18 protein-coding genes are annotated in these 22122 nt (G+C 64.5%); 7 read left to right on the top strand and 11 right to left on the bottom strand.

Going from position 1 to position 22122, the window contains the following annotated elements; genetic code table 11:
- Positions 1 to 32: 32 nt before the first annotated feature.
- From EN893_RS00370 to EN893_RS00355, 4 genes are all read right to left on the bottom strand, one after another.
- A complete protein-coding gene (locus EN893_RS00370; protein WP_127272341.1) occupies positions 33 to 1697 on the bottom strand; it encodes a VWA domain-containing protein in 1665 nt (554 codons plus the stop codon).
- A gap of 369 nt (positions 1698 to 2066) precedes the next feature.
- Positions 2067 to 3065, bottom strand: coding sequence for a GlxA family transcriptional regulator (locus EN893_RS00365; RefSeq protein ID WP_164748958.1), 999 nt, complete (start codon positions 3063 to 3065; stop codon positions 2067 to 2069).
- A 20-nt stretch (positions 3066 to 3085) separates the two neighbouring features.
- Positions 3086 to 3985 carry a bifunctional methylenetetrahydrofolate dehydrogenase/methenyltetrahydrofolate cyclohydrolase FolD gene (folD, locus tag EN893_RS00360; protein WP_127269251.1) on the bottom strand — a complete coding sequence of 300 codons (900 nt, stop codon included), beginning with the start codon at positions 3983 to 3985 and terminating at the stop codon, positions 3086 to 3088.
- Between the two features lie 180 nt (positions 3986 to 4165).
- A complete protein-coding gene (locus EN893_RS00355) occupies positions 4166 to 6715 on the bottom strand; it encodes a Wzz/FepE/Etk N-terminal domain-containing protein (protein ID WP_127269250.1) in 2550 nt (849 codons plus the stop codon).
- A 199-nt stretch (positions 6716 to 6914) separates the two neighbouring features.
- Here EN893_RS00355 and EN893_RS00350 point away from each other — a divergent pair, with 199 nt between their 5' ends.
- Entirely contained in the window at positions 6915 to 8210 is a 1296-nt protein-coding gene (locus EN893_RS00350; protein ID WP_127272343.1) for a lipopolysaccharide biosynthesis protein, read from the top strand.
- Here the strand turns inward: EN893_RS00350 and EN893_RS00345 are convergent.
- From EN893_RS00345 to EN893_RS00335, 3 genes are read right to left on the bottom strand one after another with little or no spacing between them, the layout of a single operon-like run.
- Complete coding sequence (locus EN893_RS00345) at positions 8207 to 9130, bottom strand: DUF6492 family protein (RefSeq protein WP_127271449.1); 924 nt, start codon at positions 9128 to 9130, stop codon at positions 8207 to 8209. The two genes, EN893_RS00350 and EN893_RS00345, sit on opposite strands and share 4 nt — an antisense overlap.
- Positions 9127 to 9921, bottom strand: a complete 795-nt coding sequence (locus tag EN893_RS00340) for a WecB/TagA/CpsF family glycosyltransferase (RefSeq protein WP_128361367.1) — start codon at positions 9919 to 9921, stop codon at positions 9127 to 9129. Before EN893_RS00340 ends, EN893_RS00345 begins: the two co-directional genes overlap by 4 nt.
- Positions 9918 to 11090, bottom strand: coding sequence for a glycosyltransferase family 4 protein (locus EN893_RS00335; RefSeq protein WP_127272679.1), 1173 nt, complete (start codon positions 11088 to 11090; stop codon positions 9918 to 9920). The genes EN893_RS00340 and EN893_RS00335 overlap by 4 nt, the downstream gene beginning before the upstream one ends.
- Before the next feature lie 172 nt (positions 11091 to 11262).
- Here EN893_RS00335 and EN893_RS00330 point away from each other — a divergent pair, with 172 nt between their 5' ends.
- From EN893_RS00330 to EN893_RS00305, 6 genes are all read left to right on the top strand, one after another.
- Positions 11263 to 12261: a glycosyltransferase gene (locus tag EN893_RS00330; protein WP_127269839.1), complete on the top strand. Its 999-nt coding sequence runs from the start codon at positions 11263 to 11265 to the stop codon at positions 12259 to 12261.
- Positions 12230 to 13576, top strand: coding sequence for an O-antigen ligase (locus EN893_RS00325; protein ID WP_127269837.1), 1347 nt, complete (start codon positions 12230 to 12232; stop codon positions 13574 to 13576). Before EN893_RS00330 ends, EN893_RS00325 begins: the two co-directional genes overlap by 32 nt.
- A gap of 61 nt (positions 13577 to 13637) precedes the next feature.
- Positions 13638 to 14453: a pyrroline-5-carboxylate reductase gene (gene proC / locus EN893_RS00320; protein WP_127269835.1), complete on the top strand. Its 816-nt coding sequence runs from the start codon at positions 13638 to 13640 to the stop codon at positions 14451 to 14453.
- 441 nt (positions 14454 to 14894) lie between these two features.
- The gene (locus tag EN893_RS00315) at positions 14895 to 16388 is read left to right on the top strand and encodes an NAD-dependent succinate-semialdehyde dehydrogenase (RefSeq protein WP_127269510.1); all 1494 of its coding nucleotides are present in this window, start codon (positions 14895 to 14897) and stop codon (positions 16386 to 16388) included.
- Positions 16389 to 16426: 38 nt separating this feature from the next.
- Positions 16427 to 17806 carry an aspartate aminotransferase family protein gene (locus EN893_RS00310; RefSeq protein WP_127272619.1) on the top strand — a complete coding sequence of 460 codons (1380 nt, stop codon included), beginning with the start codon at positions 16427 to 16429 and terminating at the stop codon, positions 17804 to 17806.
- A 9-nt stretch (positions 17807 to 17815) separates the two neighbouring features.
- Positions 17816 to 18919: an alcohol dehydrogenase family protein gene (locus tag EN893_RS00305; protein WP_127269892.1), complete on the top strand. Its 1104-nt coding sequence runs from the start codon at positions 17816 to 17818 to the stop codon at positions 18917 to 18919.
- Positions 18920 to 18931: 12 nt separating this feature from the next.
- Here EN893_RS00305 and EN893_RS00300 read toward each other — a convergent pair whose 3' ends face one another.
- The 4 genes from EN893_RS00300 to EN893_RS00285 all read right to left on the bottom strand — a co-directional run.
- Positions 18932 to 19978 carry an ornithine cyclodeaminase gene (locus EN893_RS00300; protein WP_127269890.1) on the bottom strand — a complete coding sequence of 349 codons (1047 nt, stop codon included), beginning with the start codon at positions 19976 to 19978 and terminating at the stop codon, positions 18932 to 18934.
- Between the two features lie 29 nt (positions 19979 to 20007).
- A complete protein-coding gene (locus EN893_RS00295) occupies positions 20008 to 20637 on the bottom strand; it encodes an FMN-binding negative transcriptional regulator (protein ID WP_127269888.1) in 630 nt (209 codons plus the stop codon).
- Between the two features lie 4 nt (positions 20638 to 20641).
- Positions 20642 to 21523, bottom strand: a complete 882-nt coding sequence (locus EN893_RS00290; RefSeq protein ID WP_127269886.1) for a branched-chain amino acid ABC transporter permease — start codon at positions 21521 to 21523, stop codon at positions 20642 to 20644.
- A 5-nt stretch (positions 21524 to 21528) separates the two neighbouring features.
- On the bottom strand, positions 21529 to 22122 hold a 594-nt coding region (locus EN893_RS00285; RefSeq protein ID WP_164900678.1), incomplete at its 5' end, for an ABC transporter ATP-binding protein.

Below are 22122 nucleotides of genomic sequence, written 5' to 3'. Positions count from 1 at the left end.
ATGGCCGCCCTCTTGCGGTTGTGCATACGATTCTATTGCACGGTTAGCTCGGCTCGCTCGCCGGCCTTGACCGTCACGTTGCCTTCTTTCGAACTGTTGTCGGATTTCTCCGAAACCACGGCGTAGTCGCCCGCCGGGATCGCTGCCTGATACTTCTGGTCGAATGCATAGCCAAGCGACTTGCGGTTGCCGTTGATGTCCTTCTTGGCCTCGAAAATCTCGATCTTCGAGGCTCCGGGCGCGGTGATCGCCAGCACGCCGGCATTCATTGCGACCTTCAGATCCTGAAATTCGCCCACCTTGACGGTGAACGGCTGCTCGACGACGGCGAGATCAACCGTCGCAATCAACACATAGTCATCGGGCGGCAGATCGAATTTGCTGTCGGGTCCGTAGGCATAGGTCACCTCGTCCCTGGTTCCATCGATCTTCTTTTTTGCCTTGAGCACCTTGAAGCCGATGCCTGAACCGTCCGCCTTGTCGCCGCCCGCAGCATAGTAAGCATTGGCAACGACATGGCCAACACCGGCAACCATGTCCTTTTCCACGGTCTTGCCGGCAGCCAGCGGAATCGTCTCGGTAGCCACGCCCTGCCCGATCGTGACAGTCACCTTCTGGTCGCCGGCCGGCAACACGGCTTTCGTCGTCCCATAGAAGGTGGCGGGCATGTCGGCACCAGGATAGTCGATGACGACAGCCGCGCCATCGACGACATCCGCCCCCTCGCTCGGTCGCGGATGGATGATGAGCGTGCCGGCATTCAAGTTGAAGAGAGGCTTGTAGACCTGGCCTGCCTCGATCTTGACCTTCTGCTCGGTCTTCGCCTGGCCGTCACTGGCCACGACGATATAGTCGCCCAGTTCCAGATTGGCCTTGTAGGCGCCGTATTCGGTGCTGACGTAGTCGCCGCGCGTACCGTCGGGTTTCGCCTTGTAGATTTCCCAGGCGTTGCCGTCGGTGACGGGATCGCCGCCCTCGGCAAGCACTGCTATCGGCTGGAAATTGAAGTCCGGTTTGGCCAGCTCCGGTGCGGGCGCTGGCTCCGGTGCCGGAGCGGGTGCCGGTTCCGGCACCGGCGCCGCCACGGTCTCGGCAAGCGCCTCCTGCAGCGCCTTCTCGTCGGAGGCCTGGATGTATTTGCCGCCGGTGTTGTCGGCGAGGCAGGCGATCTGCCGGCCCTCATCGGCGGTCAGGCCGAAACCGACGACATCGGCGGTGAAGTCGACGCCGGATGCCTCGAGCTCCTTGCCAAGCGCGCAAGGGTCGCCGCCGCATGTTTCGAGCCCGTCGGTGATGAGCACGACGGTCGCCTTGTCCTCGGTGTATTTCAGCGCCTCGGCCGCCTGTTTGACCGCCGCCGTCAGCGGCGTCTTGCCGAGGAATTTCAGGCTGTCGGCAGCGGCCGAAATGGCGCTGCCCGAACCTGCCTGCGGCGGCACGATCAGCTGGATGTCGTCGCAGCTGCCCTTTTCACGGTGGCCATAGGCCATAAAGCCGATGTCGTCGTCGGTGGGGACCGATTGAAGCACGGTTCGAAGCGACTCTCGGGCGATTTCGAGCTTGGGCTTGCCGTCGATCTGCGCCCACATCGAGCCGGACGCATCGAGAATGATGATGACCTTGTTTGCGGCGAAGCCGAAGGTCGTCATCGACAAAAGGAGGATCGCCGCAGCGACGCCCCGTGCAAGTCCCGCCATCGAAATCTCCTAAATCCGCCCCTGATCCGGGCGGCAAGCTATTTGACGCGGCGCCGGGACACAAGTCCGGGCAGCCAGGTGCGTCGGGCCCGAACCCAGCTTAACAAAAGTCGTGATGACAGCCAGTTCGGGGTGTCGGCAGTGCCGATGGCTTTCCATGATAGGAATTTTTTCTTGACTGGATGCACTCAGCTATGGTACATTTTTGCCCATGGTGCTGATTTGCGCCGGTGACCCGCCGCTCAGGCGGGTTTTTCGTTTGATGCACCCAGCCTACGCGCCGGCGAAGGCTCCGAAGGAACCCGTTACCCGAATTCGCTACCCTGGCCCGATGCGCCGGGGCGCCGAACTTTTCAGCGGAAGCGGAATTCAGTAAGTCGTGCGGCGCTCTTCCGAGGGCGGCCTGCCGAATTGCAGCCGGTAGCTTTGGGCGAAGTAGGAATGCGAGGTGAAGCCGGTCGCTATCGCCACATCGAGGATCGGCATGTTGGTCTGGCGCAGCAGTTCGCGCGCCCGCTCCAGCCGCAACCGCATGTAATAACGGCCGGGCGTGACGCTGAGATGGCGCAGAAACAGGCGCTCGACCTGACGCACCGACAGACCGGCGGATTTGGCCAGCTGCACCGCCGACAGCGGCTCGTCGAGGTGGTCGGCCATCAGTTCGACGATGCGTCTGAGCTTCTCCGACTTGCCGGTCAGGTCGCGTTCCGGGCCGACGCGCTGGCGGTCGCCGGCCGAGCGGATGCGTTCGTGCTGGAACTGGTTGGCGACGCCATTGGCGAGGTTCGAGCCGAAATCGCCGCGCACGATCTCCAGCATCAGGTCGATCGAAGTGGTGCCGCCGGCGCAGGTGTAGCGCTTGCGGTCGATCTCGAAGACATTGCCGGTGCAGTTGATATCGGGGAAGCGTTCGACGAAGCCGGCGCGATTTTCCCAATGGATGGTGCAGCGATAGCCTTCGAGCTGGCCGGCCTCGGCCAGCAGGTAGGAGCCGACCGACAGGGCACCCAGCGCATTGCCGCGCCGGCCCCAGCTGCGCAGTGCCGCCAGCACCTTGCTCTTGCCGGGAAATTCCGTCGTCAGCCCGACCGAGACGAAAAGGATATCGACCGGCGGCAGGTCGGCAACGGCGTAGTCGATCTTGAGCGGCAGGCCATTGGAAGCCATCACCGGATCGCCATCGGCCGACACCGTCGTCCAACCGTAGAAGTCGCGGCCAAGCAACCGGTTCGCCGACCGGAACGTATCGATCGCGGCAGCCAGCGAGAACATGGAGAACTTGTCTACCAGCAGGAATGCGAACTGCCGCCCGCCTTGAACGGGGTCCGTGATGACCGGCCGTTCTGAGGGAACACTGGGGTTCGGCAAAGCTGCGGCTTTCTGGCGGGTCAGAAGGACGGCCGTTTCAATCCGGCCGCTAGGTAGGCCGAGGCTAACGTATTGGCCATCAGCATGGCAATGGTCATCGGCCCGACACCGCCGGGAACCGGCGTGATGGCGCCGGCGGCCTTAGCCGCTTCGGCATAGGCGACATCGCCGACGAGGCGGGACTTGCCCTCGCCCTTTTCCGGCGCCGGAATGCGGTTGATGCCGACATCGATGACGGTGGCGCCGGGCTTCACCCAATCACCCCTGATCATCTCCGGCCTGCCGACGGCCGCGACAAGGATATCGGCGGTGCGGGCCAAGGCGGGCAGATCCCTGGTGCGGCTGTGGGCGATGGTGACGGTGCAGTTGGCGGCAAGCAGCAGGTTGGCCATCGGCTTGCCGACGATGTTGGAGCGGCCGACGACGACGGCGTTGAGGCCGGACAGGTCCTTGCCGCGCACCCGCTCGATCAGAAGCATAGAGCCGGCCGGCGTGCAAGGCACGAAGGCTGTCTCGAGTTCACCGGTGCCGAGCTTGCCGACATTGATGAAATGGAAGCCGTCGACATCCTTTTCCGGCGCGATGGTCTGGATGATCTTGCCGGCGTCGATATGGGCCGGCAGCGGAAGCTGCACGAGGATGCCGTTGATGGCCGGATCGGCGTTGAGATCGCCGATGATCTTCAGCAACGCCGGTTCCGAGGTTTCGGCCGGCAGCGTGTGCTGGACGGAATGAAAGCCGCATTCCTTGGCGGTGCGCGACTTGGACGCGACATAGACCTGGCTGGCCGGGTCCTCGCCGACGATAACCACGGCAAGACCCGGCTTGGCCTGGCCCTTGGCGACAAGCTCAGCCGTCAGGGTCTTGACCGACCCCACAACGTCGCCGGCAACGCTCTTGCCATCAATCACTTCGGCCATGGACTACCCTCAACACCAGAATGCCCAAGCGCGTCGCTTGCGGAAGCGACGCGCTTTTCGATCTTTCACAGCGTGGCATTTTCACGAAAATTCCAACATGCAATCCCGCCAAAGCGCCGTCCCATGCCGTTTACGCGAAACCGGCATGTTTTTGTACGGCACAGCGCAGATTTTTGTGGCTCAGAAGTAGCGACGCCGCACGCGGCTCTCGGTCAGTTCGCGAACCGCTTCGCGGAATTCGCGCAGGCTGGCGCGGATTTCCTCGATTGGCGCTTGCTGCTCGGCATCCTCCGCGGCCCGCGACGGCTCCGCCGATCGCTGATGAGGCTGAGGCGCCTGCTGCTGCGGGAGGGACGGCTGTGGATAGGACTCGGAAGCAGGCTGAGCCGGATCGGGCTGCAGCCCGGCATTGGCGGCCGGCATCGATTGCGGATAGGGATAGGCCGGCGGCTGTGCGTAGCCCAATGGCTGCGCGTAGGGATAGAGCTGCGGCCCGGAATATGGCCGCTGCTGCACCATGGGAGGCGGCAGTGGCGGCTGCGCCGTCTGCTGCGGATGGCCGCCGGGCTGGAAAGGCCGCGACGGGTATGCTGCCGCGGCCGCCTGCCGAGGCTCGAAGGCCGGCGCCGACTGGGGGTAAGCGGAGTATTGCGGATCCTGCATCGGCTTCGCGTTTTCGGCAGAGGCCCATTCAACGGTATCGAACGGCTCCTCCCGGGACGGCCTGCGTGAGACGGACTTGTGCAGCCTCGACAGCAAGGCACCGATCCGGCCGGAACCTTCGGCCGGCGAGACCTCGGCTTGCTGGACAGGCGATGGCGAGCCAGGCGGTGGTGATGCAGGCGGGGGTGTCGATGGCTGCGGCGCTGGTGGTTGTGGCGGCGCCGGCGGCGGCGCTGACCGATATGCCTTGTCTTCGTAAGGCGTCCGGTGTTCGTCCGTGCCATGGTCGCGACGCGAGCGCGAATTGGCAGTGTCACGCAGGCTCTCATAGGCGCCACGCATGGCTCCGAGGCCAATGCCGGAGGCGAAACCCAGCAACAGGCCGGCGAGCGCGACCACGACCCGCGACGGCCCGTTCGGCTCGAGCGGCGCGAAGGCCTTCGAGATCACATTGATGTTGGCTGTGTTGATGTCCTTCTGCTCGCCGGTCTCCTTGGCGCGCAGCAGATACTGTTCGTAGACGGAACGCTTGGCGGTCGCCTCGCGCTCCAGTTCGCGCATCGACACAAGGTCGCTGTTGACGTCACCGCTGCGGACCTTCAGCTGCGCCAGGCGAGAGGCAAGATCCTGTTCGAGCTGGACCGCGCGCTTGAGGTCGACCTGCAGCGACGAGCCGATGCGGCGCAGCTCCGAGGCGATGCGGTCGCGTGCGCCGGCAAGCTGGGCATTGAGCGCCTGGAGTTCGGGATGACGCGGGCCGAACCGAATGGCAGCGCGGTCAGCCTCCTGCTTGAGCGATGCATATTGCGAACGCAGATCGCTCATCGAGTTGGAGTTGATCTCCTCCGGCAAGGTACCGGTGAGAACCGAATTGACGTCGACCGAACGCGCCGAGGCCGCCCGGGCATTCAGCTCCAGCGTGCGGGCGCGGGCAACCGACAGCTGCTCGTTGAGTTTCAGCATTTCGTCATCGCTGATGAGGTGGCCCTGCGCATCGACGAGATCATGGGTAGCCCTGAAATCCTCGACCTTGCGCTCGGCCGCCTCGACCCCTTTGCGCAACTCGTCAAGCCTGGCCGTCAGTTCGTCGGTGGCGCGGCCTGCCGTGTCCGACTGTATCTGGCCGAAGGTCTGCAGGAAGACATCCGTCATCGTGTTGGCGATGAGGGCCGATTTCTCGCCATTCTGCGTGGTGGCGCTGACGGTGATGACGAAGGTCTTGCCGCCGCGCTCGACCGAAAGGCTCTCGGCCAGATTGCCGACAGCAAGTGCACGGCGGCGGGTGTCGTCGACACCCCCCGGCCCGTCATTGCGCGACAGGACGGAGCGGATGAGCGACATGACGCTGAGGCCGCCGCCGCCTTGCCCATTGAATTCCGGATCGTTGACCAGATTGAGCTTGTCGACGACCTTGTTGAGAACGGTGCCTGAGGTCAGCACCCGAACCTGGTTCTCGACGATGGCCAGCGTGGCATCGGAAGCGACGACCGACTGGGTGAGGTCACGATCGGTGAGCTTCAGGTCGCGCGGGTCGACGATCAGTTCGGTGGTGGCCTCATATTTCTTCGGCGTCGACAGCGCGATGGCAAGGCCGAGCGCGGCACCCAGTATTGTCGTCGTCACGATCAGCAGCTTCGACTTGCCGACACCGCGCACGACCTGCATCGGATCGATCAGCGGCTTCCACTGCTGGCTGTCCCTGCCGTCGTTTCGGGATACCGACGCGTCGCCTGCAGCGTAAGGTTCCGATGCATGATCGGCGCGCCGGGCGCCGGCGGTTTCGGCGGCACCAATTTGTGTCCGTGGCGTCGTTTGCGCGCGATATGATGACGAAGCTTGCTCATGATCCCCGTCGGTCACGACCGGATCCGACAGTTTCGGGTTGCGCGCCTCGCGCTGCGAACGGGCGAGGCGATGACGCGTGGCGGCATCCTCGCGCCATGACGGGTCTGCCCGGTCGCCTATCGAGACCAGGGACGCGTCGGGTTCGTCGCCGCGCACAGCCTGGCCAAGCGCCAGCAATGAGCGCTCGCGCTTCCAGTCCTCGCGGTTTTCCCTGTCGACCATCGTCTTGAACTTTACCTTTGGCGACCTGCAAACGGCGCTTGGCCATTCGTTAAGCCACGCTAAACAGGCATGGAAAACAAAAGGTTAATTTTCCCGCACCGAAGCGTCGGTTTCTCGCTTCGGTTGCATCTATTTTCGACACAGGCTTAAGCCTCCAGAACGGCACGTTAAGTTTTCCCGCCTAGGCTCTCCTTGAGAAATGACGCAGGCCAGTGACATACCGCAAAGGCGGCCCCTCGCCCGGATCGGCAGCTTTTTGGCCGAACGACGGGGGCTGCTTCGCGACTATTTCTCGGCGATCAGCGGCGCCGGCGGGCGACTGGTGTTTTCGCTGGCCTATTTCATCGCGCTGGCCAACACGCTGTCCATTTCCGAATTCGGCATGTTCGCCACCGCTTCGGCGGCCGGTGTCATGCTGTCGCGCATCCTCGCCTTCGGTTTCATCTCGGCGCTCTACCGCACCGCCACCATCCGCCCCAATCTGATCGGCACCTTTTCCGCCGGCTTCCTGCTGCTCGGCGTGCTGTCGCTGCCGCTGCTGGCCGCGGCCTCGTTCGGCGTCTACCTGCTTTTCTTCGCCGACACCGTGCCGCTGTCGGTGTTTGCGGCAATCGTCTTTGCCGAAGCGCTGCTGTGGCGGCCGGTCGAGGTGGCGCTGATCGTCAACAATGGCCTGGGCAAATTCGGCCGCGCCGCGCTGCTGGCTATCCTGGCGACCGCGTTGCGGGCGCTTGGCGCGGTGCTGTTCATGTTCTCTGCGCATCACAGCGTCTGGATATGGTCGTGGTTCTATATCGGCGCCAATGCCGCCTCGCTGCTGATTGCCTTCGGCTTCTTCTACCCCCGCCAGCGGTTGCGGCTGCGCATCGAGCTCTATCTCAGGCGATTGGCCGATTCTGTCTACGTGGCCGGCGCCGAAGTGCTGTTCTACCTGCAGATGGAGTTCGACAAGCTGCTGGTGCTGGCGATCGGCGGCCCGCATCTGGCTGGCATCTACGCCATCATTATGCGGCTGGTAGACCTGACCGCCATTCCGATCCGCACCTTCTCGATGATGCTGGTGCAGCGCATGATGCGCGCACCGGAACTGTTGTCACGGCTGGCGGTCAAGAGCGGCATCGAAGGCGGTGTGTTCGCGGTCTCCACGGCAGCGCTGCTGACGCTTGGCATCGTGCTGCATTTCTTCCCCAATGCGCTCGGCAAGAATGTCGCCGAGGCCGCGCCGCTGGTCGTGCTGGCGATCTGCGTGCCTGGCTTGCGCAATCTGGTCGAATATCAGGCCGAGCTTTTGTTCGCGCGCGGCCAGACGCTGGTGCGGGCGCTCAATCTCGGTCTGCTCGCCGCACTGAAGGCGCTGCTTTTGACCTATGTGCTGACGACCATCCTCGACACGCCGAACCTGGTGCTGTCGCTCAATGTCGTCTTCCTGCTTTTGTATCTCGCCTCGACGCTGCTCACCTATTCGGCGATGCGTAAACCGGCAAAGCCCATCTAATCCAGCCCGGTCAAACGGCGGATACGGCCGATATCGGTGCCGATGAAGGATTGCATGCCGATCGCCACCTGCTCCGGCGCCATGGCGGCAACGAAGCGGCGGAACTCGTCGTCCGACAGCGCCTCGCCGGTCCAGTGCACCCGGCAGAACTCCTCCGAACCGTGGAAGTGGCCGGCACCCTGTAGCAAATCGTCGACATAGCGGCCGTAGATCATGCATTCGGAGAATTTGCGCGCCGAGCCGACGACCTCGACCCAGTTGCGACCATGGACCTTCTCGATCTCGCCGCACATGGCCAGCACGGTGTCGCGCCGCCAGGCGATCAGCGTCGAGATGTAGTCGTGGACCGATGTCCGGGACGGATCGATGCCGAGTGCCGACCCCGCGTTGCGCGACCAGATGCGATGCTCCTCATGACCTTCGTCCGCCAGCACGCCGTCGCGGCGGAACAGCCGCGCCTTGCCGTCGCGCCAGAAGGCGGCGCAGTCGAAAGGTTTGAGGAAGGCAACATCGGAATCGCAGAAGATCAGCACATCTTGAGATGCATGCGCCGAGATGGCGATGCGACGCAATTGCTGCACGTGCCAGCCACGCAGCGGCTGGGTCTTCAGGCTGAGCCAGACGCGCCGGCGAAACAGGCTGAGCGGATCATCAAATGCGTGCAGCCAGCGCGGCAGCAATTCACGCTCGTCGACGACCGTGCGGCGGCCGGTTTCCAATTGGCGAAACAGCCTGACGTCGCGATGTTCGACCAGGATGTAATGGTGCGCCGCGCCCGAAACGTGGCGATCAAGTGTCTCGCACAGCAGGCGGCAGCGCTCGAAGTCGGGCGCGTAGCTTGCCGTCACGATGGCCGCCGTCGGTGTCTGCCGCAGCGGGCCTGGCTCGACAGCGGTGCCTGGCACGAACCTGCTGTTCACTTGACATCCTCCGCGGCTTCGGGCGCAAGCGAGAATTTCTGCCTGACGACGCGCAGCAGGAACAGTGGGTTGCCGACCACATAACGGCGCCACAGGCGGCTCGGTTCGACAGCCAACCGGAACAGCCATTCGAGCCGCAGCCGGCGCATCCACAAGGGCGCGCGGGGCACCGCGCCGCTCAGGAAATCAAGCAACGCGCCGACGGCGATCGGCAGCGTGCAGTGGCGCGCGTCGATGTGGCGTTCGATCCACAATTCCTGGCGCGGCACGCCCATGGCGACGAGCAGCACGTCGGGCCGAAGCGCGGCGATCCGGTCGACGATTTCCTGCTCCTGCGAAGCGGGGAAATAGCCGTCATGGATCGCCACGAACCGGTGCTGCACCGCCAAGGCGGCCAGCTTGACCGACGCCGCTTCGGCATTGACACGCGTCGCGCCGAGCAGCCCAACGGTCAGCGGCGTCGTCGAGGCCTGCAGGAAGGCCGGGACGAAATCGGTGCCGTTGAGATTGTCGGGAAACGGCGCCCCGTAGAGGAGCCTCGCCGCCAGATCGATACCGATGCCGTCGGGCAGGATGAGGAAATCATCGAGTGCCCCGGCGAACACCGGGTCGGTATAGGCGATGTTGGCGTTGTGGGCGTTGAGGAAACTGACCTTGGTGAAGCGCCGCTCGGCAATCAACCGGTTCAGCAGGGCGATGGCATCGTTCCAGCGGACCGCAACCACCGGGATGCCAAGGATCGTCATCAGCTTGTCGAGCCCGAACGCAGCGCGGGCGGAATGCATGTTCATGCAAACGCCTCCTGCCTGGCAGGCTCAAGCTCTTCGAGGCCGAGCCGGATGGCAGCGTCGAGCGCCTTGACCTGCGAGCCCCGGAACGCGCTGCCGTCGACGTCGCGGATGTCGGCCGCCGCAGCCTCGAGAGCCCTGGCGAAGGCGACGGGATCGTCGGTGACGACGCAGTTGGCCGGACGGTGGTCGATGCCGCGCAGCGAACGGCTCGTGGCGACCGAAGGCAGGCCGAGTTCGAACGTTTCGATGGTCTTCAACTGGACGCCGCTGCCCGCGGTGCTGATCAGCGGAATGACGGCAGCACCGCGCACGAAAGCCTGCGCGTCGGGCACGCGGCCGACAAGTTCGACACCCGGATGCTTCGAGGCGACGCCCGAAGGCATGTGGCCTGCGATGCGGATGCGGAAATCGGGCCGCAGATGCGGCACCACCTTGTCCAGGAACCAGTCGAGGCCGATGCGGTTCGGCTGCCAGGTCCAGGTGCCGATCAGGGCCGCGTCGCAGTCGATGCGGCGCGGGCCTTTCAGGGTTGGCGCCTGGGCACCGGTCACCAGCGGCAGCACCGCCGAGCGGTTGTCGGAGGCGACACCGAGTGCGGCGCGGTCTTCCTCGGCCAGGGTGAAGACGAAGCGCGCCCGGCGGCAGACACGCTCTTCGACGGCCTTGAGCAACCTCGCCTCACGACGAAACAGCAGGCGCTGGAAGAGGCTGCCGGCGGCAGCGGCGTTCTCCCGCGCCGAAAGATACTCGACATTGTGGGCAACGAAGATCGAAGGCCGCTCGGTGAACAGCTTTTCGAAGGCGCCGGCGAACTGCACGGAATTCAGCACGTAGCCGTCAACCGGTCCAGCTTGCTCGATGGCAGCGAGAACATCGCTGTCGGACACGGCGCGCAGCTTGACCGAGGCGAAGGTGAGGCCCGAAAGCAGCGCCTTGCCGACCCAGGCCAGCTTCTGCCGCGCGGAGGCATTGTCCGTGCGCACGTCGATGGCACCCAGCACCACGGTGTTTTCGGGGTCGGCCGCGGGTTTCCCCGGCCAGGTGAAACCAATGACGGTTACGCGCACGCCAGCGCGCCGCAGGGCGGCGATGATCGCAGCGTTTGCGATCTCGTAGCCCGAGGCGAGAGCACCGTCGGGCACGATCGATGTGGCGAACAGTAGATGCATCTCACCTATCCAGTGGTGTAGCCGGTAGCAAAGCGCGGTGAACCCTTGATTAAGCGAGCACATTCGACGGCCGAAAGCCTCTGCTTGCAGGCGTTCTCCGTGCAAGGTGATTAACGAAACCTTATCAACCGCGGTGCTACCAGAGCCCAACTCACCATGTGGCTGGACACGGATGATCCCTTTGCCATCGGACGGTTCGGTATCGGTCGCGGGACGCACGCCGCGGCTTGACGTCGAGGCCGTCGAAGCCGTCGTCACCTTGCCGACCTTCAAGCGTCCCGAGCAGGTGCTGGAAACGCTGGCGTCGCTGCGAGCGCAGCAAACCGGCAGGCGCTTTGCCGTGATCGTCATGGAGAACGAAGCCGAGGCGCGGGCCGGCGCCAAGGCAGCGCTGCCGCTGTTCGAGCGGGGCGAAATGTCGGGCCTGGTCATCATCGCGCATGAGCGCGGCAATTGCAGCGCCTACAATGCCGGCTGGCAGACAGCCATCCTGCAATTCCCGAACTTCAGGCATCTGCTGGTCATCGACGATGACGAGATCGCCGATCCGCAGTGGCTGGAACGGATGTGCCGGGCTGCCGAAACGCTCAGTGCCGATATTGTCGGCGGCCCGCAGGTGCCCGTGTTTGCCGACCCCGCCCATGCGCGATGGGCCGAGCATCCGGTGTTCGCGCCGCCTTATCGGGCAACCGGGCGGGTGCCGGCGCTCTATTCGTCCGGCAATCTTCTGGTCGGGCGCAACGTGCTGATCGCCATGGGTCCACCCTTTCTCGATCTCAGATTCAACTTCATGGGCGGCGGCGATTCCGACTTTCTCAGCCGGTCGGCGCAAAAGGGCTTTGTGCTGGGCTGGTGCGCCGAGGCCAAGGTGCATGAAACCGTCCCGGCCCGGCGTATCGAAGCCGACTGGATCCGGGCCCGCAGCCTGCGCAACGGTGTCATCTCGACACTGGTCGAAAAGAAGAAGCGCGCCGGCACACCGCTGGCCGGCGCCAAGGTGTTGCTGAAGAGCCTGGCACTGCTTGCCGCCTCGCCGCTTCGCGGCCTGATCCGGCTGGCGCGGACCGGATCGCCTGATATCGCCATCTACCCTGTCCATGTGGCGCTGGGCCGCGTGCTGGCCGAATTCGGATATGCCAATGAGCAATATCGCCAGCCTGAGAAAAACTGAGCGCGCGCCGCTCAGCGCCGCGTTCACGCGCGAAGGCGTGGCCACCGCCATTGCCGCGCTGCTGTTGACCGTCATCATGGTGTCCTTCCGGCCGTTCCAGCCGGGCGGCGCAGAACTCGCCGGTCAAGGCGGCGACATCGTCAACCAGCTTGGCTTCGGTTCGCTCGGCGCCATGTCGATCTTCTCGCTGATGGCCTTTGCCGATCCGCGTGTGGTGCGCTCGCTGCTCAGCCCGTCCTGGATGCTGATGCTGGGCTTCTTTTTCCTCTCGGTGATCCTGTCGACCGATCCGCCTTCGGCCATGCGCGCCGCCTCCTTCACCCTGATCGGCATCCTGACGATGGCGACGATCCTGGTGCTGCCTCGCGACGCCGAAGCCTTCTCGAAGGTGATCATCTTCACCGCCGTCGTGGTCATGGGCCTTTCCTATCTCGGGCTCATCGTTTTTCCGCATGAGGCGATGCACACCGCCGACTCGCAGGAGCCTGAGCATGCCGGCCTGTGGCGCGGCGTGTTCACCCACAAGAACATCGCCGGGCCGATCATGGCCTGCCTCAGCTTCGCGGGCCTCTATCTCTACCGGCGCGGACAGCGCTACTGGGGTGCCGGGATCTTCTTCGCTGCGATGATCTTCATGCTGCACACCGGCTCCAAGACGACAGCCGGCCTGGTGCCGTTCTCGATCCTGATCGTCATGTTCCCGAGCCTGATCGGCATGCGGCTCGGCACGCCGATCCTGTTTGCGCTGGCGATCGTCGCGACAGCGGTCGGCACGCTGGGCATCGTATTCCTGCCGCCGATAAAACATCTCGCGGCGATCTATTTCCCGGACATGACCTATACGGGCCGCACGACGCTGTGGGAGTTCGCCGGCAGCATGCTCGCGAAGAAGCCATGGACCGGTTACGGCTATGAGAGCTTCTGGGGCACGCCCTTGCTGCTCAACCAGGACCAGCCCTTCGACCGGCCGTGGGACATCCGGACCATCGTGCACGGCCATGACGGCTACCTCGACATCGCCGTGCTGATGGGCATTCCGGCACTCTGCGTGGCGGTCTACACTTTCCTCATCGCGCCGCTGCGCGACTACATGCGCATTCCGTTGCGCAGGGAAAACATTTTTCTCGGTGACTTCTTCATGATGGTGGTGCTGTTCACGGCGCTGAACGCTTTTCTCGAAAGCTTCTTCTTCCATCGCGGCGACCCGGTCTGGCTGTTCTTCGTGCTCGGCGTATTTGGCCTCAGGCAAGTCTCGCTGCGGCCGATGGCAGTGCGCGATCCCGATCGCGGCTCGCGATCTTTCCGTTCCTCCTGACGGGGGCTTCCCCGGGGAAGCGCCAGCGTCTATGTGAAAGCCTTCCTTCGGAGGGCTTTTGATGACGATCAGGCTTGTTCTCGCCGGCTGCGGCAATATGGGTTACGCCATGCTCTCAGGCTGGCTGAAATCCGGTAAGCTTGCGCCATCGGCGGTTTTCGTGGTCGAGCCCAATGCCGATCTGCGCAATCGCGCGGCCACGCTGGGCTGCGCGACATCAGCCGATGCCGGCAGCATCCCGGCCGATGCCGTGCCCGATCTCGTCGTCATCGCGGTGAAGCCGCAGGTGATCCGCGATGTCACCTCCGCCTACAAGCGTTTCGGCGATGGCCGCACCACCTTCGTCAGCATCGCCGCCGGCACGCCGGCCAACACCTTCGAGGAAATCCTCGGCAGCCGCGCGCCGATCGTGCGCTGCATGCCCAACACACCCGCGGCAATCGGCAAGGGCATGATGGTGGTGTTCTCCAACAAGCTCGTGTCGGATGACACCAAGCGTTTCGTCGCCGATCTTTTGTCGGCGAGCGGCGAAGTGGCCACCATCGACGACGAGGGCCTGATGGATGCGGTGACCGCCGTCTCCGGATCTGGGCCGGCCTACATCTTCCATTTCATCGAAGCGCTGACCGTGGCCGCCGAGAAGGCCGGGCTGCCAACGGCGACCGCCAAGCTGCTCGCCATGCAGACAGTCTATGGCGCCGCCTCGCTCGCCGCCGAAAGCGGCGAGGAACCGGGCGTGCTGCGCCAGCAGGTCACCAGCCCCAACGGCACGACGGCCGCGGCGCTGGCCGTGCTGATGGGCGAGCACCGGCTGACGCGCCTTCTCACAGAGGCGGTGGAGGCTGCGCGGCTGCGGTCGGTCGAGCTGGGGAAGTAATCGTCAACTCCTCCGCTGCCGAAGGTTTGATGGGTCGGACGTGCTTGCGTTGATGGCTTGGCGGAAATGCACATCGCTTCGTCATCCTGGGGCGAAGCAAGGAGCGCAGCGACGCGGCGCAGACCCCAGGATCCATGCCGCGACTTCAAAGCGCTGCTGCGGTGCAGAATTCTGCTCCGCTGCATTCCTCGACCAAGATCACGGCATGGATCCTCGGGTCTGCGCCGCGTCGCTTCGCTCCTGCTCCGCCCGTGGATGACGAAGGCGGGGAGGCTTCGGCCAATCTCCAGGTTTAGTGCCGCCCACCGGTCAGCAGAGAGATCATCTGCGCCCGCGGGCCAATAGAGACAATCTCTCTCTATGGGGCTGTCCAAACAGCCTTTCTGTCTGCATCGGGACGGATAATCTTCCCGCATCAGTCCGAACCGGGAGGTCTCGACCATGTCCGCGCATTTCGCCCGCTCGCATCGCCATGAAGCGCTCGATCGCCTCGCCGACCGCCGGCTGCTGCGTGAACTCGCCTATGTCGATGGCCACTGGACGGCGAGCGAGGCTGCCGAAAGCTTCGAAGTCACCGACCCGGCCACCGGCACCACAGTCGCTTTCGTCGCCGCGCTCGACGGCCGGCAGACGACGAAGGCGATCGATGCCGCCGCGCGCGCCTTCCCGGCGTGGCGGGCGCTGTTGCCGCAGGAGCGCTCGAAAATCCTGCGGAAATGGTTCGAGTTGATCATCGCTGCAAAGCAAGACCTCGCTCTGCTGATGACGCTGGAACAGGGCAAGCCGCTGCAGGAGTCGCTGGGCGAAATCGACTATGCCGCTTCCTTCGTCGAATGGTATGCCGAAGAAGCAAAACGCTTGAATGCCGAGAGCGTCACAAGCCATCTGCCGGGCGCCGAGATGATGGTGCGACGCGAGCCGCTCGGTGTCGTCGGCGTCGTCACGCCGTGGAATTTTCCGTCGGCGATGCTGACCCGCAAGGCTGCGGCAGCCCTTGCCGCCGGCTGCACGATCGTTGCGCATCCGTCCTCGGAAACACCGCTGTCGGCGCTGGCGCTGGCCGAACTCGGCGAACGCGCCGGCTTGCCCGCCGGCGTCTTCAACATCATCACCGGCAAGGCTTCGACCATCGTCGGCCGGATGTGCGAAGATCCGCGCGTCCGTGCCATGAGCTTTACCGGCTCGACCGAGATCGGCCGGCTGATCGCCGCGCAAAGTGCTGCGACGATGAAGCGGCTGGTGATGGAGCTTGGCGGCCACGCCCCGCTGATCGTCTTTGCCGATGCCGATCTGGACAAAGCGGTTGATATCGCCATCGACGCCAAATTCGCCACGTCGGGCCAGGACTGCCTCGCTGCCAACCGTATCTATGTCCAGCGTCCGATCTACGATCGGTTCTGCGCCGCCTTCGCCAAGCGTATCGAGACGTTGCGGACCGGCAATGGCCTTGCTGATAGCACCGACATCGGCCCGCTGATGCACGAGCGCGCCGTCAAGAAGGTCGAGGAACAGGTCGCCGATGCCATCGCTCACGGCGCGCGCTGCCTCACCGGCGGCAAGCGGCACCAGGCTGGCCCACTGTTCTATCAGCCGACGCTGCTGGCCGATGTCACCGATGAAGCACTGATCATGCGCGAGGAGACGTTTGGTCCGGTTGCCGCCGTGACGCCGTTCGACAGCGAGGATGAAGTGATTGCCCGCGCCAACGCTACCGAATATGGCCTCGTTGCCTATGTCGTGACCGAGAATGGCGGCCGGCAGCAGCGCATGGGCCGCGCGCTCGACTACGGCATGGTCGCCATCAACCGCGTCAAGATCACCGGCGCGCCGATTCCGTTCGGCGGCGTCAAGCAATCGGGCATCGGGCGCGAAGGCTCGCGCCACGGACTCGAGGCTTTCACCGATCTCAAATATCTCTGCCTGGATGTAGCTTAAGCTGCGCCGGAATCGCCGTTTTGTCAGGAGTCAAAAGAATGCTCGACCAGTCCAACGAACTCGCCGCCTGGGATCGCGACCACTTCTTCCATCCCTCGACCCATATGGGCACGCATGCGCGGGGCGAAAGCCCGACGCGCATCATGGCCGGCGGTGAAGGCGTCACCGTCTGGGACAACAATGGCAAGAAGAGCCTCGATGCCTTCGCCGGCCTCTATTGTGTCAATGTCGGCTACGGCCGTCAGAAGATCGCCGATGCCATCGCCGCCCAGGCGAAGAACCTCGCCTACTACCACGCCTATGTCGGCCACGGCACCGAGGCCTCGATCACGCTGGCCAAGATGATCATCGATCGCGCGCCGCAGGGCATGTCGCGCGTCTATTTCGGCCTCTCCGGTTCCGATGCCAACGAAACCAACATCAAGCTGATCTGGTACTACAACAACGTGCTCGGCCGGCCGGAGAAGAAGAAGATCATTTCGCGCTGGCGCGGCTATCACGGCTCGGGCGTGATGACTGGATCGCTGACCGGGCTCGACCTGTTCCACAACGCCTTCGACCTGCCGCGCGCACCGATCCTGCACACCGAGGCGCCCTACTATTTCCGCCGCGCCGACCGCTCGATGAGCGAGGAGCAATTTTCTCAGCATTGCGCCGACAAGCTCGAGGAGATGATCCTGGCTGAGGGTCCGGAAACCGTCGCGGCCTTCATCGGCGAGCCGATCCTCGGCACCGGCGGCATCGTGCCGCCGCCGGCCGGCTATTGGGAAAAGATCCAGGCGGTGCTGAAGAAGTACGACGTGCTTCTGGTCGCCGACGAGGTGGTGACGGGCTTCGGCCGGCTGGGCACCATGTTCGGCTCCGACCATTACGGCATCAAGCCGGACCTGATCACCATCGCCAAGGGCCTGACCTCGGCCTATGCGCCGCTGTCGGGCGTCATCGTCGCCGACAAGATGTGGCAGGTGCTGGTTGAGGGCTCCGACAAGCTCGGTTCGCTCGGTCATGGCTGGACCTATTCGGCGCATCCGATCTGCGTCGCCGCCGGTGTGGCCAATCTCGAACTGATCGACGAGATGGATTTGCTGACAAATGCCCGCGAGACCGGCGCCTATTTCCGCGCCGAACTGGCCAAGGCGGTCGGCGGCCACACGAATGTCGGGGACGTCCGCGGCGACGGCATGCTGGCGGCGGTGGAATTCGTTGCCGACAAGGACGACCGGGTGTTCTTCGACGCCTCGCTCAAGATCGGCCCGCAGGTGGCGACGGCACTTGCCGCAAGCGGCGTCATCGGCCGCGCCATGCCGCAGGGCGATATTCTCGGCTTCGCGCCGCCGCTCTGCCTGACCCGCGAGGAAGCCGACATCGTCGTGTCGAAGACCGCCGATGCCGTGAAGAGCGTGTTTGCCAATCTCTGAGATCGACCGATGAATGCCATGATCAGAACCCTCCCCGCCACCATGGCCGCCGTGCTGCTCACCGGGCACGGCGGACCGGAAAAACTCGTCTACCGCAGCGATGTGAAAGTGCCCGGGCCCGCTCCCGGTGAAGTGCTGGTCAAGGTCAGCGCTTGCGGGATGAACAACACCGATGTCTGGGTGCGCCAGGGCGCCTATGGCACGGAGGAGGACGCTGCCGCCGTGTCGACATGGCGCCGCCAGGGCAACACGCTTGTTTTCCCGCGCATCCAGGGCACGGACACCGTCGGTATCGTCGCCGCCGTCGGCGAAGGCGTATCGCCGGACCGTATCGGCGAACGGGTGATGGTCGATTTCTCGATCTACAACCGCGACGACGATTCACTCGCCGACATCGATTATATGGGCCATGGCCGCGATGGCGGTTACGCCGAATACCAGGCCGTGCCGGCCGAGAACGCTCATGTCATCGACACCGACATGAGCGATATCGAACTCGCCACCTTCTGCTGCGCTTACCTCACCGGTGAACAGATGCTGGAGCGCGCCGCGCTCAAGGCCGGCGAGCGTGTGCTGGTCACAGGCGCCTCGGGTGGTGTCGGTTCGGGCATCGTGCAACTGGCACGGGCGCGCGGCGCCATTCCCTATGCGGTCGTCGGCAAGGGCAAGGAACAGGCGGTGCGCGACATCGGGGCCGAGGTTGTCATCACCCGTGGTGTTGCCGACCTGCCGCGAGCCGTGAACGAGGCGACCGGAGGCCAGCCGATCGACGTGGTGGCCGACCTCGTCGGCGGCGCCATCTTCAACGACCTGTTGCGTATTCTCAGGCCCGAGGGCCGTTACACTACCGCAGGCGCGATTGCCGGCCCGGTCGTGCAGTTCGATCTCAGGACCATGTACCTGAAGCAGTTGCAGCTGCATGGCTCAAGCCAGGGCACGCGCGCGGATTTCCGCCGCATCGTTGGCTACATCGAGGCGAGAAAGATCCGGCCGCTGGTCGGCGGCGTCTACAAGCTCTCCGATTTCCACCATGCGCAGGCGGATTTCATCGCCAAGGATTTCGTCGGCAAGCTGGTGGTGGTGCCGGATGCCATGTGGGGCTCGGCTGGCTGAACAACGCTCGTCTCAACCGTGCTGGGCCGCTCTCAGCAGCATGCCGAACAGGTCGCGCGGCTCGTCGGGGTCGGCCAGCATGTCGAGTTCCTGGTAGAGGCCAGTCGAGCGCAGCTGATCCCTGACATAGCGCAGCGCCGAAAAATCCTCGATGGCGAAGCCGACCGAATCGAACAGCGTGATCTGACCGGGATCGCGCCGGCCTTGTACGGCGCCCGACATCACCTGCCACAGCTCGATCACCTCATGATCCGGCGCAAGCTGCTGGATCTCGCCCTCGATGCGCGTCTGCGGCGGATATTCGACGAAGATATCGGAGCGCAGCAGGATATCGCGGTGCAGTTCGGTCTTGCCCGGACAGTCGCCGCCGACCGCGTTGATGTGCACGCCGGAGCCGACCATATTGTCGGTGAGGATGGTGGCGTACTGCTTGTCGGCGGTGACGGTGGTGATGATGTCGGCTCCCTCGACCGCCTCCTGCGCGGTGCCGCAGGCGACCATGTCGAAGCCGAGACCGGCGAGATTGCGGATGCATTTTTCGGTGGCAGTGCGGTCGATGTCGTAAAGCCTCAGCCTGTCGACGCCGAGCAGCGCCTTGAAGGCCACCGCCTGGAATTCGGCCTGGGCGCCGTTGCCGATCAGCGCCATGCAGCTGGAGCCGGCCGGCGCCAGGTATTTGGCGGCCAGAGCCGACATCGCCGCCGTGCGCAGTGCGGTCAGGATCGTCATTTCGGATAGCAAGACAGGATAGCCATTGTGGACATCGGCGAGCATGCCGAAAGCGGTCACCGTCTGGCGGCCTTCGCGCATGTTCTTGGGATGGCCGTTGACGTATTTGAAGCCGTAGACCTCGCCGTCGCTGGTCGGCATCAGCTCGATGACGCCCTCGGCGCTGTGCGAGGCGACGCGCGGCGTCTTGTCGAACAGCTCCCAGCGGCGGAAATCATCCTCGATGTAGCCGGCCAGTTCGACGAGGAAGCGCTCGACGCCGATCTTCAGCACCAGCTTCATCATATGATCGACGCTGACGAAGGGCACGATGTTGAGATTGGGGATCATTTTTTCTTATCCTTGCCGCATGCGGGCGGTCAGTCCTGGCGATGCGCGTTGTGCGCCTTCATCATCGCCGCCAGCGCCGGATCGTTTTGTTCCAGCGCCCCGATAGCTCCGCCCGTGTCGTAGAGGCGCTCATCCTGTCCCATCTTGAACTTGGCTTCGAGCCGTTCGATCGGCAGGTCAAACCCAAGGATATGCGGTATGCGCCGCTCCATGCCGCCTGGTCCCAGTTCGCGCATGCACCAGCGGTCGTCGCGCTCCTTCTCCAGCACGTCGACAAGCTGCAGGAGATGCCGGGCGGTGGCATGATCGTCGAGCGGCACCGGATGCCCATGACAATGCACGACAGCAAAATTCCAGGTCGGCGCGCTGTCGCGCACCGGATTGCGCGGATACCAGGACGGCGAGATGTAGCCATGCGGACCGTGAAAGATGGCGACCGTCTCCCTGCCCTCGGCGATCAGCGCGCTGTGCGGATTGGCCCTGGCGAGATGCGAGACCAGCGTTCCGTTTTCACCCCGCGCGCGATCGAGCACGAAGGGAAGATGCGAGACGACAAGACCCTGCGGTCCCGATGTCACCACCGCGGCGAAGGCCGCGGCCTCGATCAGGCCGAACACCTCGTCGCGCGACAGTGGCGCGAACTCGAGCTTGGTATACATCAGGTCAGCTTCGCTGGGCGCGAACCGCCGGGATCAGGCCTTGCGGGCGAACCAGCAGCACGGCGATGACGCCCGACAGCACGATGGCGTCGCGATAGGGCGCGATCGCTCCCGGCAGTGTCGCCTGCAACAGCACCTCGATGATGCCGAGCAGGAAGCCGCCGGCGACCGCACCGGGCAGGCTGCCGAGCCCGCCGACGACGGCGGCGATGAAGGCCTTCAACACCGGCGTAAAGCCCATCAGCGGATCGACCGAGGCACGCTGCGCCACCCACAGCATGGCCGCCAGCCCGGCCAGCAGGCCGGAGAGCAGGAAGGCGGTGGCGATGATGCGGCTGGCCGGAATGCCCATCAGGCGCACGACGTCGAAATCTTCCGCCGCGGCGCGCATCGCCGTGCCGGTCACCGAGCGGCGCAGGAAGACTTCCAGCGCAATCAGCGCCAGTGCGGAGACGACGATGGAGATGCTGGGACCGACGCCGATGGTGAAGTCGCCGAAGGAGAAGGCGCCGGTCATCCAGCTAGGCATGGCGACAGCTTGCGGCCGTGCCGAGATGCCGTTCTGGAAGACGACCTTCAGCAAGCTGGAAACCGCGAAGCTGGTCAACAGCAGGCTGGTGACGCTGGCGCCGCGCATGGGCCTGAAGGCGATACGCTCCATGGCGACGGCGGCGAGCGCGCCGCAGGAGACGGCGACAAGCACCGCCACCGGGAACGGGAAGCCGAGCACCAGCGAGGCCAGAAGCGCATAGCCCGACAGCGTCATCAGCTCGCCATGGGCGAAGTTGATGAGGCCGACGATGGAAAAGACGATCGCCAGCCCGAGCGCCAGCAGGGCATAGACGCCGCCGAGGCTCACCGCATTGATGATCTGCTGCGCGATCATGCTTCTTAAGCTCCCAGATAGGCTTGGCGGACGAGGTCCGATGAAGCGAGTTCTTTTGCCGTGCCCGACAGCACCACCTCGCCATTGGCGAGCACAACGGCGCGGTCGGCGATTTCGAGCGCCAGCGCCACATTCTGTTCGACCAGCAGGATGGTCAGGCCCTTGCGGCGCAGTTCGGCGATCAGGTCGAAGACGGTGTCGATCAGTTGCGGGGCAAGGCCGAGCGAGGGCTCGTCGAGCAGGATCATGCGCGGCTTGCCCATCAGCGCGCGGGCGATGGCCAGCATCTGCTGTTCGCCGCCCGACAGATTGCCGCCCTTGACGCGGTGGTAGCGGCGCAGGATCGGGAACAACTCCAGCATCTCCTCCTCGCGCAGCCTTGCCTCGGCCGCCGGCTGATGCACTGCGCCGCCGAGACGCAGATTGTCGGCCACCGTCAGGCTGGCGAAGATACGGCGGCCTTCTGGAACCAGCGCGACGCCCTTGCGGGCAATCGCCTCCGGCGCCAGGCCGGTGATGTCGACACCGTCGAAGACCACCTTGCCGGATGCCGCCGGCACCAACCCGGCGACGGCGCCGGCAAGAGCTCGACGCTCGGC

The sequence above is a fragment of the Mesorhizobium sp. M7A.F.Ca.CA.004.04.2.1 genome, from assembly GCF_004022825.1.
In the GTDB taxonomy this organism is placed as follows: Bacteria; Pseudomonadota; Alphaproteobacteria; order Rhizobiales; family Rhizobiaceae; genus Mesorhizobium.
This window is presented reverse-complemented; position numbering and strand designations above follow the sequence as displayed.

Excerpts from the sequence above, each read along its gene's own strand:
- EN893_RS00315 (WP_127269510.1), top strand. The coding sequence starts at position 14,895 with ATGTCCGCGCATTTCGCCCGCTCGCATCGCCATGAAGCGCTCGATCGC.
- EN893_RS00355 (WP_127269250.1), bottom strand. The coding sequence starts at position 6,715 with ATGGTCGACAGGGAAAACCGCGAGGACTGGAAGCGCGAGCGCTCATTG.
- EN893_RS00340 (WP_128361367.1), bottom strand. The coding sequence starts at position 9,921 with ATGAACATGCATTCCGCCCGCGCTGCGTTCGGGCTCGACAAGCTGATG.
- EN893_RS00290 (WP_127269886.1), bottom strand. The coding sequence starts at position 21,523 with ATGATCGCGCAGCAGATCATCAATGCGGTGAGCCTCGGCGGCGTCTAT.
- EN893_RS00310 (WP_127272619.1), top strand. The coding sequence starts at position 16,427 with ATGCTCGACCAGTCCAACGAACTCGCCGCCTGGGATCGCGACCACTTC.
- proC (WP_127269835.1), top strand. The coding sequence starts at position 13,638 with ATGACGATCAGGCTTGTTCTCGCCGGCTGCGGCAATATGGGTTACGCC.
- EN893_RS00350 (WP_127272343.1), top strand. The coding sequence starts at position 6,915 with ATGACGCAGGCCAGTGACATACCGCAAAGGCGGCCCCTCGCCCGGATC.
- EN893_RS00335 (WP_127272679.1), bottom strand. The coding sequence starts at position 11,090 with ATGCATCTACTGTTCGCCACATCGATCGTGCCCGACGGTGCTCTCGCC.
- EN893_RS00370 (WP_127272341.1), bottom strand. The coding sequence starts at position 1,697 with ATGGCGGGACTTGCACGGGGCGTCGCTGCGGCGATCCTCCTTTTGTCG.
- EN893_RS00300 (WP_127269890.1), bottom strand. The coding sequence starts at position 19,978 with ATGATCCCCAATCTCAACATCGTGCCCTTCGTCAGCGTCGATCATATG.
- EN893_RS00330 (WP_127269839.1), top strand. The coding sequence starts at position 11,263 with ATGATCCCTTTGCCATCGGACGGTTCGGTATCGGTCGCGGGACGCACG.
- EN893_RS00305 (WP_127269892.1), top strand. The coding sequence starts at position 17,816 with ATGAATGCCATGATCAGAACCCTCCCCGCCACCATGGCCGCCGTGCTG.
- EN893_RS00295 (WP_127269888.1), bottom strand. The coding sequence starts at position 20,637 with ATGTATACCAAGCTCGAGTTCGCGCCACTGTCGCGCGACGAGGTGTTC.
- EN893_RS00325 (WP_127269837.1), top strand. The coding sequence starts at position 12,230 with ATGAGCAATATCGCCAGCCTGAGAAAAACTGAGCGCGCGCCGCTCAGC.
- folD (WP_127269251.1), bottom strand. The coding sequence starts at position 3,985 with ATGGCCGAAGTGATTGATGGCAAGAGCGTTGCCGGCGACGTTGTGGGG.